The sequence below is a fragment of the Bradyrhizobium ontarionense genome (assembly GCF_021088345.1).
Taxonomy (GTDB): domain Bacteria; phylum Pseudomonadota; class Alphaproteobacteria; order Rhizobiales; family Xanthobacteraceae; genus Bradyrhizobium; species Bradyrhizobium ontarionense.
This window is the reverse complement of record NZ_CP088156.1, coordinates 6,441,828-6,456,800: the sequence shown is the minus strand read 5'-3', so window position 1 is coordinate 6,456,800 and position 14,973 is coordinate 6,441,828. Positions and strand designations below refer to the sequence as shown.

The 14,973-nt window shown below is 64.6% G+C and carries 15 protein-coding genes; 9 read left to right on the top strand and 6 right to left on the bottom strand.

The genetic code is table 11. From position 1 onward, the window contains the following. Window positions 1–128: 128 nt before the first annotated feature. From LQG66_RS28440 to LQG66_RS28425, 4 genes are read left to right on the top strand one after another with little or no spacing between them, the layout of a single operon-like run. Complete coding sequence (locus tag LQG66_RS28440; protein WP_231319162.1) at window positions 129–1,547, top strand: hypothetical protein; 1,419 nt, start codon at window positions 129–131, stop codon at window positions 1,545–1,547. Next, window positions 1,547–2,368: a hypothetical protein gene (locus tag LQG66_RS28435; RefSeq protein ID WP_231319161.1), complete on the top strand. Its 822-nt coding sequence runs from the start codon at window positions 1,547–1,549 to the stop codon at window positions 2,366–2,368. Before LQG66_RS28440 ends, LQG66_RS28435 begins: the two co-directional genes overlap by 1 nt. Window positions 2,369–2,379: 11 nt before the next feature. Further along, on the top strand, window positions 2,380–3,267 hold the full coding sequence (locus tag LQG66_RS28430) for a hypothetical protein (protein ID WP_231319160.1): 888 nt from the start codon (window positions 2,380–2,382) through the stop codon (window positions 3,265–3,267). A 9-nt stretch (window positions 3,268–3,276) separates the two neighbouring features. Next, window positions 3,277–4,284, top strand: a complete 1,008-nt coding sequence (locus tag LQG66_RS28425; RefSeq protein ID WP_231319159.1) for a hypothetical protein — start codon at window positions 3,277–3,279, stop codon at window positions 4,282–4,284. Between the two features lie 309 nt (window positions 4,285–4,593). On the opposite strand, the gene LQG66_RS28420 is transcribed toward LQG66_RS28425, so the two are convergent. Next, window positions 4,594–5,754, bottom strand: coding sequence for a sensor histidine kinase (locus LQG66_RS28420; protein ID WP_231319158.1), 1,161 nt, complete (start codon window positions 5,752–5,754; stop codon window positions 4,594–4,596). Window positions 5,755–5,835: 81 nt separating this feature from the next. Here LQG66_RS28420 and LQG66_RS28415 point away from each other — a divergent pair, with 81 nt between their 5' ends. Both LQG66_RS28415 and LQG66_RS28410 read left to right on the top strand, forming a co-directional pair. Beyond that, window positions 5,836–6,171, top strand: coding sequence for a response regulator (locus LQG66_RS28415; RefSeq protein WP_231327986.1), 336 nt, complete (start codon window positions 5,836–5,838; stop codon window positions 6,169–6,171). Between the two features lie 369 nt (window positions 6,172–6,540). Next, a complete protein-coding gene (locus LQG66_RS28410; protein WP_231319157.1) occupies window positions 6,541–6,735 on the top strand; it encodes a hypothetical protein in 195 nt (64 codons plus the stop codon). Between the two features lie 93 nt (window positions 6,736–6,828). Here LQG66_RS28410 and LQG66_RS28405 read toward each other — a convergent pair whose 3' ends face one another. Next, window positions 6,829–7,518, bottom strand: coding sequence for a substrate-binding domain-containing protein (locus LQG66_RS28405; RefSeq protein WP_231319156.1), 690 nt, complete (start codon window positions 7,516–7,518; stop codon window positions 6,829–6,831). A 100-nt stretch (window positions 7,519–7,618) separates the two neighbouring features. Continuing rightward, a complete protein-coding gene (locus LQG66_RS28400; protein ID WP_231319155.1) occupies window positions 7,619–9,658 on the bottom strand; it encodes an NAD(+) synthase in 2,040 nt (679 codons plus the stop codon). 262 nt (window positions 9,659–9,920) lie between these two features. Here LQG66_RS28400 and LQG66_RS28395 point away from each other — a divergent pair, with 262 nt between their 5' ends. The 3 genes from LQG66_RS28395 (at window position 9,921) to LQG66_RS28385 (ending at window position 12,651) form a co-directional block, all read left to right on the top strand. Further along, window positions 9,921–11,141, top strand: coding sequence for a serine hydrolase domain-containing protein (locus LQG66_RS28395; RefSeq protein WP_231327985.1), 1,221 nt, complete (start codon window positions 9,921–9,923; stop codon window positions 11,139–11,141). A 54-nt stretch (window positions 11,142–11,195) separates the two neighbouring features. Further along, a complete protein-coding gene (locus LQG66_RS28390) occupies window positions 11,196–12,047 on the top strand; it encodes an NAD-dependent epimerase/dehydratase family protein (protein ID WP_231319154.1) in 852 nt (283 codons plus the stop codon). 124 nt (window positions 12,048–12,171) lie between these two features. Then, complete coding sequence (locus LQG66_RS28385; protein ID WP_231319153.1) at window positions 12,172–12,651, top strand: hypothetical protein; 480 nt, start codon at window positions 12,172–12,174, stop codon at window positions 12,649–12,651. Between the two features lie 100 nt (window positions 12,652–12,751). Here the strand turns inward: LQG66_RS28385 and LQG66_RS28380 are convergent, their stop codons facing one another. From LQG66_RS28380 to LQG66_RS28370, 3 genes are all read right to left on the bottom strand, one after another. After that, window positions 12,752–13,384: a hypothetical protein gene (locus LQG66_RS28380; RefSeq protein WP_231327984.1), complete on the bottom strand. Its 633-nt coding sequence runs from the start codon at window positions 13,382–13,384 to the stop codon at window positions 12,752–12,754. A gap of 200 nt (window positions 13,385–13,584) precedes the next feature. Further along, the gene (locus LQG66_RS28375) at window positions 13,585–13,851 is read right to left on the bottom strand and encodes a hypothetical protein (RefSeq protein ID WP_231319152.1); all 267 of its coding nucleotides are present in this window, start codon (window positions 13,849–13,851) and stop codon (window positions 13,585–13,587) included. 120 nt (window positions 13,852–13,971) lie between these two features. Further along, entirely contained in the window at window positions 13,972–14,955 is a 984-nt protein-coding gene (locus LQG66_RS28370; protein WP_231319151.1) for an NAD(P)H-dependent flavin oxidoreductase, read from the bottom strand. Window positions 14,956–14,973: the final 18 nt, after the last annotated feature.

Here is a 14,973-nt window from a genome sequence, read left to right as displayed (position 1 = left end):
AACGCGAGCTTGCTGTAAGTCTCTACGGCTCTTTGTATTCTCCAGCCGCTCCCGCTTGCAACCTGTCGTTTTGTGCTATGATGTTCGGCAATTAACGTCCAGCGGCATAGTCCATTTTGGGTAGCGTGATGGTGGTTGGGGCCTTTCGCAAGCTGCGTGATGCCGTCCGGGGCGACGACGGGCGAGCAAAGGCTCAAGGCTATCTGAAACCGATCGATGTTGAAGAGACCGCCCGCGAGATGGATCTGATGCGGCTGGCCACCGAGCGTGGCCGACAGGAGCAGCCTTCTTCCGATTCCGTGCCACTCGATGCCATCGAACAGCAGATCACACAGACGCTGGAAGGCGAATGGGCATGGCACGGCGCCGAGCTCATTAATGGCCTGCGGGCCTATGCGGCGCGCCTGATAGCGGTTTCGGTCTCGACCGAGCTCGAAAATCTTCGCCTCGGCGCTCAAAACACGCTCGCTAAACTGCGCAACGCCCATCATCGTGCGGAAGCCGAGCTCGGCCCACTTCGCGAGCGATTTATCGCGCATCGGGACGAATTGAAGGAGTTTCGGGAAGCCAACAGGCTGCGCCGCGCGGCCCGCCCGCCTTCAAACAGATACACGACGCTCGGACTGCTGGTTTTCCTGGTTGGCGCGGAGGCCGGGCTAAACGGGTTCTTTTTCGCAAAGGGCGCGACCCTGGGGCTGCTGGGCGGCATCGTCATGGCGCTAGGGATTTCGTTTGTGAATGTGGTGACGTCATTCTCGGTCGGGCTGCTGCCGATGCGATGGATCAATCACCGGAATTTACCGATCAAGCTTGTCGGACTACTGATCGCAGCCGTCGCCCTCGCGGCCCTGGTATGCCTTCATGGCTTTGCCGCGCACTATAGGGATGCTACCGCCCTGGTTGGCGAGGACCGCGCCTTTGCTGTCGCGCGCGAGACGCTGGTCTCCAGCCCGTTGATGCTTGGCGATCTGAATTCATTCTATCTGTTCGGCCTCGGCCTGGTGCTGTCAGCGATGGCGGTCTGGAAGGGCTATACATTCGACGATCCGTATCCCGGCTATGGGGCGCATTCGCGCCGGGCGGAGGAAGCGCGCGAGGACTACAGCGACGAGCATGCTCTGCTGTTCGAGGATCTCGAGGATATCAAGGAAAAGACCGTCGCCGATCTTGACGAGGGCATCCGCCGCATTCCGCTGTTCCCGCAGCAAGCGGCCAAGGTCCGGGCGCAGCGCGAAGCCGAACTGCGCAGTTTTCAGGCGTATGAGAGCAGCATCGAGGCAGCCGTCAACCGGCTGCTGGCGATCTACCGGGACGCGAACCGCGCTGCCCGCCAGAGCCCGGCGCCCGCCTATTTCAGCGCGCCATGGAAGCTGTCGCGCAGCTTCCTCAAGGAGACGGCAGTGCTGACCGAGATCGCCGAGCCAGCAACGTCAGCTCCCGACGCACATGCGGCTCTTGAGGAGCTTCGTAAGCTCTCGACGAGCGTCATCGGAGAATATGAAGCGCTGATCGTCAAATATCCCCATCCGACACAGATGCCTCGCTGATGCCGCGCCGGTCGCGACGTAAGAAAGGAAGCGCCGATGGCCTGCGTGGACTGCTGCTGACCTTTCTCGGGCTGCTGCTGATTGGGGCCTTTGTCGGCGGTTATTGGTGGGTGCAGCACACGCGGCCGGTTCTGGACGCGGAGACCAACTGTCCCCTGTCGGGACCGACCGCTGTTCATGCCATCCTGTTCGATCGTAGCGACCCGATCACCGACCAGCAGGCCCAGCGTATTCGGCAGACGATCGATCGCTACAAGCAGGATGCGTCCTTCGGGAGTCGTTTCGATATCTATACGTTCGAAGGCGACACCACCCATGTGCTGAAACCCAAGCTTGTCATCTGCACGCTCGGCAAGCCTGATGCCGCCAATCCCTGGATTGAGAATCCCGAGCAGATCCGGAAGAGCTACGAGACCAAATTCGCCGCGGTGCTGGATCAGGTGGTCGAAGATCTCCTGCGCGCGTCACGTCAGAATTCCTCGCCGATCATCGAGAGCTTGCGTGCCGCCAGCATTACCTCCTTCGGCGCGTTCGATGCCGGTCGTTTGCCGTTGCGGCTGACGATGGTTTCGGACATGGTTCAGCATACCGCGCTGAGTTCCCATTTTCAGGCCGAGCCGAATTTCCCGGCTTTGTCGCATAGCAATCTCTGGCCCACCCTGCAGCCGCAGCTGAAGGGCGCTGAAGTCAACATCCTTTATCTGCTGAGGCCGACGGCGGTTCGCGGCAAAGTTTCCATTCAGAACCGGGGCCATCAGGCCTTTTGGGAACAGTTGGTCGCGGGATCTGGCGGTCGTTTGATTGCAGTCGAACCTCTTTAGCGAAGCATACCATGGCCGATATTGCGCAGAATGCGGACGGGCCGAAAAAGGCCGATATCGAGACGAGGCTCGACCGGGCGGCCCGCCTGGTGCCGCGTCGGCGATTCTTCAGCGACATGCCGGACAAGGGGCTGTTCGCGCTCGTCGCCGTATTCGGCTTTGCTGGTATACTGATCCTCAAGCTGCATCAGTTCAACGCAGACTATATCGCCGGCGGCGCTGTCGCGCTGATGCTTGCCTACGGGTTGATCGCGTTCCAGTTTCGCCGCGTCCAGCTCCGACCAGATCGCCTCGGAGACAATTTCTACTATCTGGGCTTCATTTTCACCTTGGCGAGCTTATCCGCTGCGCTGCTGTTGCTGCGCACCGGCGGCGACATCAAAGATCTGCTCGGCAGTTTCGGCATTGCACTATTCACAACTATTGTCGGTGTCGCAGGCCGCGTTCTGTTCGTGCAGATGCGCGCCGATATCGACGAAGTCGAAGATGAAGTCCGCCGCGATCTGCTCGGTGCGTCCGCCGATCTCCGTGCCCAATTGAGCCTGACCCTCGCCGAGTTCGAAACCTTTCATACCGGCGTGCAACAGGCGGCGCGCAAGGCCGCCGAGGAGTCGATCGGCGCGGCGCAGGATTCGATGTCGAACATCAGCCGCGTGGCCAACACCACCGCGGAGAACATCGATCGCGCCTTCCGTACCGAGGGGGACCGCGTCGAGGTTCTGCGTGAGGGCACGTCGAAAATCGAGGTCAAGCTGGTCCGGCTAGCCGACGACCTGAATGACCGCTTCGACGAGTTTGGCGCGCGTCTCGACCGCGTCGTCGACCGTCTGTCGGTCGCCATCGGACTGATTGAGAAGCGCCGCCGTTGGTTTCATTTTTGGCCGTTTCGCCGGAGTTAGGAGGCAGGAATGCCCTCACGACTTGCCGATGAACGCGAACAGCGCCGGGGCCTCATTCTTGGGCTGACGTTGGCGGAAATCCTGCTGCTGCTTCTGTTCCTGCTCTTGCTGACGCTCGCCGCCGAGCTCAAGGATTGGCAGGATAGAGCCAATACAGCCGAAGAGCAGTTGAAGCCGCTTCAGGAAGCGCTGTATTCGGGCGGGGCAGTGGATATCGCCGGCGTGCAGCAGCTCGTCGAGCGCTTCAAACGGCTGCAGGACGTCGAAGCGGAAGCGAAAACGCTCAAAGAGAAGAACAGCGAGCTTACCGAGCAATCCCAGCTATTCAAGTCGCTCGGCCTCGACACCTCGCAGACGCTCCGCTCCGTTGCCTCGGCCGTTAAGCAGGCATCCGAGATCGACCCGAACGATCCGCCTGCCTTGCTCAAGCGCGCGGTCGAAGTTCTCAATATCCTCGGAAAGGATACGCAGCCGGGCGAGGTCAAACCGTTTTCAGAGGTGGTCGATGATCTCAGCCGGAAGCTTGCCACCACGGAAGCCGAACGGGAGAAATACCGGCTCGATGTGCTCAATCTGATGCACCGGAGTGGAAACGGCCTCACCTACCCCTCGTGCTGGAAAACACCGACAGGACAGACGGAATATATCTTCGATATTACGTTTGGCGATCGCGGGATTCGGGTCAGGGACGCCACCCCTGCCCGAGCGAAAGATTCTGCCTGGGAGTTGGTTGGCTCGTTCGGACGGGACGCCGAAATTGACGAACGAAACTTCGTCACCGCCACCAGGAAGCTCGCCGACTGGGCAACGTCGCAAAATTGCAAGTTCTATACCCGCAACAGGGATGAGACCGGCCCGTCGAACAAGACCCGGTACAAGTACCTGCAGCGGATCGTTGAGCAAAACTTCTATCCCTACTATGCACCAGCTCCGAACGCGGCGCCACGAAGGCCAGCATCCGCTGCCATGACCACGACGGCCGCGCCCGGCCCGCCGGTCGAAGCGCGGCCGGAATAGTCAACGACGCTGCCGCCCCTCCTGGTACGTAATTACGGTGACATTCCTCGGCTGCACTGGAACTGCCCCTCCTCAAGTAAGACACGATAATTTCTGTCACAGGTATGGGTCGAGAAACCGCCGGTACGGCGGCGTCGCCTGCCCCCGCGTCATGGAGGGATGGCGCCCGGTCTCCTCGCACCGGGACATTCGATGACGCGCCGCGCATGATCGGATTCGCGGCGTCCTCGCACCGCGCCGTGGCGACGCCTGGCGGGTCGAGGTGCCCTCCAGCTCACGATCGATCACGGATCGCCAATCGCAGCAAGATCACCGGACGAGGTTCGCCGTGGGGATATTGATCGAGATGCTCAATCCTTCCGGGAACCACCGCCAGATCATCCGCCCATCATGTCTGCTCACCGTGGACCGCACGAGTGACGTTCCGAAGCCTTCGCTTGCAGGCTCTGAAACGACGGGGCCGCCGGTCTCCTTCCATACGACGCTGAGTTCGTCGCCTTTGACGGACCAGCTCAGTTCCACCGTTCCGCGCTCCGTGCTGAGCGCGCCGTATTTGGTGGCGTTGGTGGCGAGCTCGTGGAAGATCAGCGCCATGCTGTTGGTCGCATGATCACCAAGGTGGACGTCCGGCCCATTCATCAGCACGTGCTCATAGGGACGAAGGACCGTCGCCAGCACCTGGCGGAGGGTCACACCCGAGATCTTGCCATCCCCGAACGAACTCCTGACCAGCTGGTGGGCCGCCGAAAGCGCCTCGAGCCGGCCGGACAATTTGGTCAGCAGCTCTTCCTTCGAGTTCGAGGTGCGCGCGGTCAGACGCAGCATACCGCCGATGACGGCGAGCAGATTCTTGACGCGATGCGTCATCTCCTGCGTCAGCTGTTCCTGATCGCGCAAGGCGGCCTGCAAGCGCTCCTCCGATTGGACCATGCGCAGCGCGACCGCCGCAAAGGCGGCCAGCTCAGTCAGGACGCGCGCATGCTCCTGCGAGAAATGCCCTCCTTCTGCGGCGACGACCCATAGCGTCCCCACCGCCCCCGCCTCACCCGGCGCCACGACCCGAAGCGGCACGAGAAGCACCTCGGGGACGGTGATGCCGGCTTCGCGAATCCAGTCGTAGACGGTCTCCGGATGCCTCATCAGCATCGGCCCGTTGCTCGCAAGCGTGACGCCGCACGGACTGAAATCGAGCGGCGCTCGTGTCCCTTCGAACATGGCGAGCGAGCCATGAACGGCGAACCAGCGAAACGCCCCGGCGTCACGATCAAGGATGGAGATGCCGGCGGAAACGGCTTCGCTGGCCTCCATGGCCAGCCGAACGAGGCGCGGCAACACCTCGCCGGGGGTGTTGGCCATGTCATGGGCAAGATCGCGAAACGCAAGCTTCTCCCGCAGATAATCGGGATCACCCGAGCCGCGCTGCGCAAGCTCGCCGGTGATGATGATGTCGGAGATTGCGGGGGGAAACATTCGAGCTTGCTCGGAACGTATGATGCCTACGAAACTTGCAACTCTAAAGGCTTCTTGCCTGCAGGAGACCGCGCCTTGAGAGTGCTACTGGTGGAAGACGAGCCGCTCATTCTCATGGATATCGAACTCCAGCTTCAGGGAGCGGGACACAACGTCATATCAGTCCGCAACGCAGATCGCGCGATCGAAGTGCTGGCCGATCGCTCGGTGGACGTGCTTCTAACTGACATCGACATGCAGGGTTCCATGGATGGCCTCAGGCTCGCGGCCGCGGTGAGGGAGCGGTGGCCGCCGATCCAGATCGTGGTGATGTCCGGAAAAAAACGTCCGACGCGCGACGAGTTGCCGCAACGCGCGCGGTTTCTCGAAAAGCCGTTTCATACGCACAGCCTCCTGGAGGCCGTCGGACAATGGTGAACGTGTTTCCACGCTGACGGCTTGGTTCTGCCTTCATCCTTGCGTTTAGTGCACCGCTGAGATAACAGTGTAGAGGTAGATAGTTTGTGGTGGCGCTTTGAGCGCCGCTTGGACGCTTCCTTGAAAGCGCTTCCGAACAACGTAGCCCCTCTGAATCTGTAGAGCGTCATCCTCATTCGGCGCTTCAGATGCTACGGACGAACAAAACATACCAAGCCCCGTTAATCCCTGAGGTCGTGTCGCCGACCGAAGGCAACGCCAAGGCCACGACGGAACGATGGCCTTGCTGCCGATCTGCATCCTCAACTGGGAGGCAGACGATCCGAGCGATCATCAACCACACACGTGCCGACACATAGGACAATTCAGATGTTGCACCGCAAGCCAGCGAGCCGAGCCATTCTCGAGGCCAACAGGCTATTCAAGCCGGCTGAGCCGAAACCCACGGAATACGCAGAGGGCCAGAAGGCCTTCCAGGACAATCGCGAACGGCTCAGGTCGGAGCGCTTGGCGCGGACAAATGCCGTTGCAGGCGACACCAGCCTGCAACGCCGCTCCTCCTGAGTTCGTCACCAGCCGGTTGTCGCCATCAGCCGTCGAGGGCGCGGCTGTGACTATGCGCCCCTGTTGCCTCGAAGAGAAAGCTTCTCGTTCGCCTCACAGCGGCGTCATGCCGTGCTGGCGTTTGGTCTCGGCGGTCTCCTCGGAGACGAGATATTCGATGAAGGCGCGGGCCGCGTCCTGATTGACGGCCGCCTTGCAGAGTGCCGCGGCAAACACAGTCCCCGGCTGCAGTGACTCCGGCAACAGGCCGACGATCTCGATGCCGGGCGCGCCCAGCATTTCGCTGAGCTGCTGGAAGCCGACCTCGACCTCGCCCTCAGCAAGCAGTTTTGCGACGGGAATGCCGGGCTTGGCCTGGACCAGGCGCGAGACGCCCTCGCTCTCCAAACCCCAGTCGCGCGCCAATTTCTGCACGTGGGTGCCGCTCGGCCCGGTCGAGATGCCGATCGCCTTGGCGCTCTCCATGGCCTTGCGCACAGCGGCCTCGTCGAGCGGATCAGGCTTCGGACTGCCGGCGCGCACCGCCATCGCCATCGGTGATTCCGCGATCTCGATGATGCTGCCGGGCACGAGATGACCGTCGGCCTCGAGCTTCTGCAGCGCGTCGGACGCCAGCACCGCGAAGTCGAACGCCTCGCCAGCGCGGATGCGTTTGGCAGCATCGACGCCGCCGACGGATTCGATCGTGATCACCTCGCCGGTCGCCTCCTCATAGGCGGCTGCGAGCTCTGAGAGGATCTGCCGGGTCGCCATCGAGGAAATGCCAGCGGCGGTCACGCTCATGGTCTGCTCCGTTCAGCGAGGTTTGCGTAGCGCGCCGCACCACGCGTCACCACGATCGTCTCTCCGGATATTGCAAGCGGGGCAGCGGAGCAAGCTGCCCTCACTTCGGCACGTTGCGATCGAGATCCTCGAGCCAGGCCGTGGCATTGCCGTCGGACGGCGCGCGCCAGTCGCCGCGCGGCGACAGCGAGCCGCCGGCCACGACCTTCGGCCCGTTCGGCATCGCCGAGCGCTTGAACTGGCTGAAGGCGAAGAAGCGCTTGAGGAACACCTCCAGCCACTTCCGGATATCGCCGAGCGCATAGGCGCGGCGCTTGTCGGCGGGAAAGCCCGGCGGCCAGGCACCCTCGGCAGCATCTTTCCAGGCGTGATGCGCCATGAAGGCGATCTTCGACGGACGCATGCCGTAACGCAGCGTGTAGAACAGATTGAAGTCCTGCAGCTCATAGGGGCCGATCGCGGCCTCGGTGCTCTGCGGCGTCTCACCCTCCTTCACCGGCACGAGCTCCGGCGAGATCTCCGCGGACAGCACCGCTTCCAAGGTGCGGTCGACGTCGGCCGAGAACTGATGCGAGGCGATGACCCAGCGGATCAGATGCTGGATCAGCGTCTTCGGTACGCCGGCATTGACGTTGTAGTGCGCCATCTGATCGCCGACGCCATAGGTGCACCAGCCGAGTGCGAGCTCGGAGAGATCGCCGGTGCCGAGCACGAGGCCGCCGCGATCATTGGCGAGACGGAACAAATAGTCGGTGCGCAGCCCCGCCTGTACGTTCTCGAAGGTGACATCGTACACCGCATCGCCGCGCCCGAACGGATGGCCGATGTCCTTCAGCATCTGCGTCGCTGCGGGACGGATGTCGAGCTCGGCAGCGCTGACTTGAAGCGAGGCCATCAGCGCATGCGCGTAGGACTTGCTCTGCGCGCCCGTCGCGAAGCCCGGCATCGTATAGGCCAGGATGTTGGTCCGCGGCAGGCCGAGCAGGTCCATCGCTTTCGCCGCAACGATCAGCGCATGCGTCGAGTCGAGGCCGCCGGAGACCCCGATCACGATGCGCTTGGTGCCGGTGGCGCGCAGCCGCTGCGTCAGCCCCGCGACCTGGATGTTGTAGGCCTCGTAGCAGTCCTGATCGAGCCGCGCCGCGTCGCTCGGCACGAACGGGAAGCGCTCGACCGTACGCATGAAGCCGATGTTGTCCTGGGTCGGCTGCAGCTCGAAGCCGATCCGGCGATAATGCACGCCGGCGTTTTGCGCGCGCGCGTTGTCATCGAACGTGCCCATCAGCGCCCGCTCCTGGCGCGACAGGTCGAGATCGACATCGGCGAAGATGGTCTGGCCGGTCTGGCGGAAGCGCTCGCTCTCGGCCAGCAGCACGCCATTCTCGAAGATCGAGGTCTGGCCGTCCCAGGCGAGATCGGTGGTGGATTCGCCGACGCCCGCGGCCGCATAGATATAGGCTGCGAGGCAGCGCGCCGAGGTCGAACGGCACAACAGCGAGCGGGACTCGGCGCGGCCGACCGTGATCGGGCTGCCCGAGAGATTGGCGAGCACAGTGGCCCCGGCAAGCGCGAGCTCGGAGGCGGGTGTCACCGGGATCCACATGTCCTCGCAGATCTCGACACCGATGACGAGACCGGCGACGTCGGCCGCGGCAAACAACAGATCCGTGCCGAACGGCGCCATGGTCTCGGCGACCTCGATCATCTCGCCGCGAATGCCGGCGCCGGAGGCGAAGTGGCGGCCTTCATAGAACTCGCGATAGGTCGGCAGATAGATCTTCGGCACGACGCCGAGCACCTCGCCGCGATGGATCAGGACCGCGCAGTTGTAGACGCGATGGGCAAAGCGCAGCGGCGCGCCGACGATCAGGACCGGCATCAGGTCGTGCGAGGCTTCGACCAGCGTCAGGAGTCCGCGCTGGACCGCGTCCAGCAGCGGGTCCTGCTTGACGAGATCTTCGATCGCATATCCTGACAAGCAGAGCTCCGGAAACACCGCGACCGCCGCCCCCTGGTCGTGGCAGGCCCGCGCGGCGGCCAGGATCGCCGCCGCATTGGCGCTGGGGTTGGCGACGCTGGAGGCCGTGACGCAGGCCGCGACGCGGGCAAAGCCGTGCCGGTAGATCGAATGGAAGTTCATCGCGCGAGCCGTCTCCCTTTTCGTCCTTATATGACATGGCGCACGGCATGTGCCAGGGCAAGGACGCCGCGCTCTGCGCAGAGCCGGGCGCCGGCCGGGCGCGTCAATCGCATATGTGATTTGCCGCTCGCGCCCGCCGAATATACCAAGGGCGGCAACGAGCGACCGTCGGCGACGGAGCGCGTTGACCGCGAGAAGGTATCTTTCCGCAGCCCGGGCCGGCGCGGCACGCGCCTGGCTCGCACGGCTGCTTGCCGGCACCATGCTGCTCGGCGCGCCCGCCTTGGCTGCGGATGCGCTTTCGCCATATCCCGAAAAACTGGAACGCATAACCCGGCTCTTTGACAGCGAGGTGACGAGCGGCCGCCTGCCGGGTGCCGTCGTTCTGATCCAGCAGCACGGCCGGCCGGTCTACCTCAAATGCTTCGGCCTGCGTGACGCCAAGACCGGCCTGCCGATGACGCTGGATACGATCTTCGCTCTGCATTCGATGACCAAGCCGATCACGAGCCTGGCAGCGATGATGCTGATCGACCAGGGCAAGCTGTCGCTCACCGATCCCGCCGCAAAGTACATTCCCGCCTTCGCCGACATGATGGTCGGCGTCGAGGCCACCGGGGTCGACGGCTCGCGCGTGCTCAAGCTGGTCCCGCCGGTGCGGCCGGTCACGATCATGGATCTGCTGCGCCACAGCTCCGGCATCACCTACGAATATATCGGCGGTACGCTGATCGAGCACGCCTACATGGCGGCGCACCTCTTCGGCGGCCGCTTCGACAACGCCGAATTCGCCGACAGGATCGCCGCGCTGCCCCTGGCGCGCCAGCCCGGCACCTTGTGGCGCTACGGCCATTCGACCGACGTGCTGGGGCGCGTGATCGAAATCGTGTCGGGGCAAACGCTCTATCAGTTCGAGAAGCAGAACATTCTCGATCCACAGGGAATGACCAGCACCAAGTTCCTGCTGACAACGCCGGAAGAGCGGGCGCGCATGGCCGAACCGCTGCCCAGCGATCCGATCCTGGTCGCGGCAGAGCGCGGCCGACGCTCGCACCCCGAATGGGAATCCGGCGGCGGCGGTCTGGTTTCCGATATCACCGACTATGCGCGTTTTGCACAGATGCTGCTCAACGGCGGTGAACTCGACGGCAAGCGCTATCTCAGCCCGGCAGCCTTCAAGGACATGACGACCGATCATATCGGCCCGGGCTCGGGTGTCGAGCGCGACTACTTCTATTTTCCGGGCGACGGCTTCGGCTATGGCTACGGACTTGCGGTGCGCGTCGAGCCGGGCGACGCCAGGCCACCGCCGCCCGGCTCGATCGGCGAACTGAAATGGGATTCGGGCAGCGGCACCTATTTCGGCATCGATCCCAAGCTCGACATGATCTACATCTTGTTGGAGCAGACCCAGAACGAGCGCGGACGTATCACGGCAGCGTTCAAGAAACTGGTCTATGACGCCTTTACCGCACCCAATTGACGCCGCCGCGGCGTCCGGCGAACGCCAGCTCATCATCCGGGGTCTCAGTTGCGCATGAACCTGTTCGTCATCGGCCTCGGCTATACGGCGCAGCGCTTCGTCGAATTGTACGGCAACGCCTTCGCAGGCATCGCTGGCACCACGCGCAGTGAGGACAAGCGCGCGCAGCTGGCGCCATTCGACGTCGATCTGTTCGACGGCACGACGCCCGGGGCCGCGACGCTGGCGAAGGCGGCAGCGGCGGACGTCGTGCTGATCTCGGTGCCGCCCGGACCCGGCCTCGATCCGGTGCTGGCGGCGTTCGGAGATGCAACCACGGCAGGACGGGCGCGGCGCGTGGTCTATCTCTCCACCGTCGGCGTCTATGGCGACCACAAGGGCGCCTGGATCGACGAGGACACCCCGCTCGCACCCGAGCACGACCGGGTGCGCGCGCGCGTCCAGGTCGAGGAGGCGTGGCGCGGTCGGATCGGCGACCGGCTCGCCGTGCTCAGGCTGGGTGGCATCTACGGCCCCGGCCGCAATGCGCTGGTCGAGCTGCGTGCGGGCCGTGCGCGCCGCATCGTCAAGCCGGGCCAGGTATTCAATCGCATCCATGTCGATGACGCGGCCGCTGCGATCATGGGCGCGATCCGCCGCGCGCAGGGCGGTGCCTGGAATATCGTCGACGACGAGCCGGCGCCGCCGCAGGACGTCATCGGCTACGCCGCCGCGCTGATGGAGATCGATCCGCCGCCGGAGCTGCCGTTCGACAGCGCCGATCTGTCGCCGATGGCGAGGAGCTTCTACGCCAGCAACCGGCGCATCCGGAACATCAGCGCCAAGCGCGATCTCGGCCTCGTCGTCGCCTATCCGACCTATCGCGCCGGGCTTGACGCGCTATGGGCGGCGGGCGAGGGCCGCTGAAACGCGAGATTTTGGCGCAAGGCAGGAAACCTTTCGCGCCACCGGTGATTGCCACGAACAGAAATTGTCATGCGGGCCTGACGCGACTGCACGTCGCGCAGCCCTCACACACAGGATGTTCGACATGCAAGGCGATCAACCCATCAGCTGGCTGATGTTCTTCACGCTCGCAGCCACCATCATCATTGCCGCTGGCGCGTTCCTGGCGTTCCTGCGCTCGCGGCACAATCGCGAGATCGCAGCGGTGGCGCTCGAAGGCGACGGGCGCGGCCGCGGAATCGCGCCGTCAGGCGCCCTCCCCGAGCTCGGCGGCCTGTTGGTGCTCGCCCTCGTCGTCGGCGGCCTGCTGGTGGCAGGCTACCAGAGCGGCGGCGCTACGCATGTCGCCGGCGGCTCCAAGCCGACGCCGGTGCCGACCGCCCCGACCAATACCGACCGCGGCACCACGGTGGGCGCAGGCGCGGCGATCACCCCGCCGGAAGCCCCGACCATGACCCAGCCGGCCAGGCCGGGCCCCGATCTGCGCACCGCCCCGGCGTCGTCTCCGACCGGCGCGGGCCCCGAGAGTGGGGGGCATCCGGAGGCCAACCCTCCGGCGCGGTAAAACCGGCTGCCTCAAGAACCACGAAGGCCGCGCATGCGCGGCCTTTTCTTATTTTCGCGCGTCTTTTTTCACGAGGCGCGCGCGCCGAGATCGCCCCCGATCAGATCGCGGCGGCGACCTTGTCGAGGCCGATGGTGCGGGCGAGCCGGCGCACCTCATCCTTCTGGTCGTCGCGCAGCTGCCACAGCAGCGGCATCGCTGCGGATTTCAGCTGCTGCACCTCGTCCGAATCCGGATCGATCGCCACCGCGCCCGGCTTGGCGGCACCCTGCCGCGCCGTGTGCACCTTGCGGGCGACGGCGCGCAGCGCGCTCTCCACGGCGGGCCAATAATATTCCTGACTTGCCGACAGCCGCAGCCGCTCCTTGATGCCGGCGATCTGGCCGTCGGACAGCAGCGAATAGGCCTTCTGCACCTCGGGCTTCAGCGGGGCAGGCGCGAGCGCGGGCTCGCTCCTGGCGACGATCCTGGACTTCGGCAGAGCCGGCTCGGCGACAACGGCCGCAGCGGCCGACGCCTTCGGCATCTCGGGCTCGGCCGGGGCATAGGCAAAGGCCTGGCGCAGCGGATCCTTCTTCGCCGCGCTCGGCTGCTGCTCTTCGGCAGCCGCAAGTGTGACGACGGCGAGGCGGTCAGCCTTGGCTTCGCGGTTCGAGATCGGGCTCTTCGCCACCACCGCCGGCATCATCGCACCGGCCGAGGGAACGCTGTCCCGCATCAGCACGCTCGTCACGGCCGCACCGGCGATCAGCACGCCCAGCAAAGCGACAAAAGCGATCGACTTCGTCACGCAAATCTCCGTATCCCGGCGGAAAGACCGCACTTTGCCGAAAACTGGGAGTTAATTAAGGCTTTACGATGCCACAGAAACACATGAGCCACCATTCTGCCCTGTCAACATGGCGGATATTTTTTTGCGACCGCGAACGACTGCTAGGCCGCGGACGAGAGCTCGGCCGCCGTCTGCAGATCGTAGGCGGCCTGGATGTCGGCGATGATGTCGGAGGCCTCCCACAGGGCGGCCGGCTCGACGGAACGAAGGCTGATGGTCCAGTTCCCGCCGCGAGCGGTGCGCGGCACGCTCATGATGTCGAACTGGACGCCGCGGCATAGCGGATGCCGCTGCAGGGCATGCCCGACCCGGATCCGGATCTCCTCGAGCGTCGCGCGCTCCTTGCCCTGCCCCGTCCCGATGCCCATCGCGCATCCCCGTCCATTCGGCCCTGCGGGTTTCCGCAAGCACGACACGGAGAACCACCATCAGCCGATTGTGGGACGGGATGGTTAATGGCGGCTTAAGGCACCGGGCCGTCTTTCGCCTCATCGCGCAGCCCCGCTCGGCTGACCGGCGCGGCGGTACTCATCCACGGTGCGCGCGATCAGCGCCGCCACAGTGGGAATGTCGGTGACCCCCGACGTCGCGTGTCCGGCACTCCAGACGTCGCGCCAGCGCTTCGGCCGCGCCTCGCGCGCGCCGATGTCGATGTCGCTGCCGATCTCGATTGCGCCGCGCGCCGGCAAAGCCTCCGGATCGAGCCCGGCTGCGACAACGGACGGCTTCAACATGCTGGTCGGCAGGCCGGTGAAGGCCGAGGTCAGCAGAATGTCGTCGGCCGAGCTGTCGACCAGCATCGCCTTGTAGCGATCGTCGGCCACGCTCTCGCGCGTGGCGATGAATTTCGTGCCCATGTAGGCGAGATCGCAGCCGAGCACCTCGGCGGCGCGCAACGCCACGCCGTCGCTGATGCCGCCGGCGAGCACGATCGGACCGGCGAAGAAGCTCCTAACCGCGCGCACGAAGGCGAACGGGTTGAGCCAGCCGGTCTGGCCGCCAGCGCCGGCCGTCAGCAGCACGAGACCATCGGCGCCGGCCTCGACGGCGCGCTCGGCGTGGCGGATCGAGGCGACATCGGCGAGCACGATCGCACCGGCATCATGCAGCGGCCGGATCACCGGCGCAGGTGAGCCGACCGAGGTGATCACGAGCTCCGGTCGGTGCCGCAGCAGCACGGCGAGATCATCCTGCAGCCTTGCATTGGAGCGATGCACGATCAGGTTCGGGCAGACCGGCGCGACCGCCTCGCCCGTGGCCTCTGCCACGCGGGCCAGCCGCGCCTCGATCTCGCGCAGCCAGCCGTCGAGCTCGTCGGGTGTCCGGCAGTTGACGGTCGGAAAAGCGCCGATGACGCCGTTCGCACAGGCCGTGCTCACCAGCTCGATTCCCGACACCAGGAACATCGGCGCTGCGATCAGCGGCAGGCGTAGTCGCGCCCGTAGGCCGGCCAATGTCGTCTGTTGCGCCACGTGTCCGCTCCCTGATCC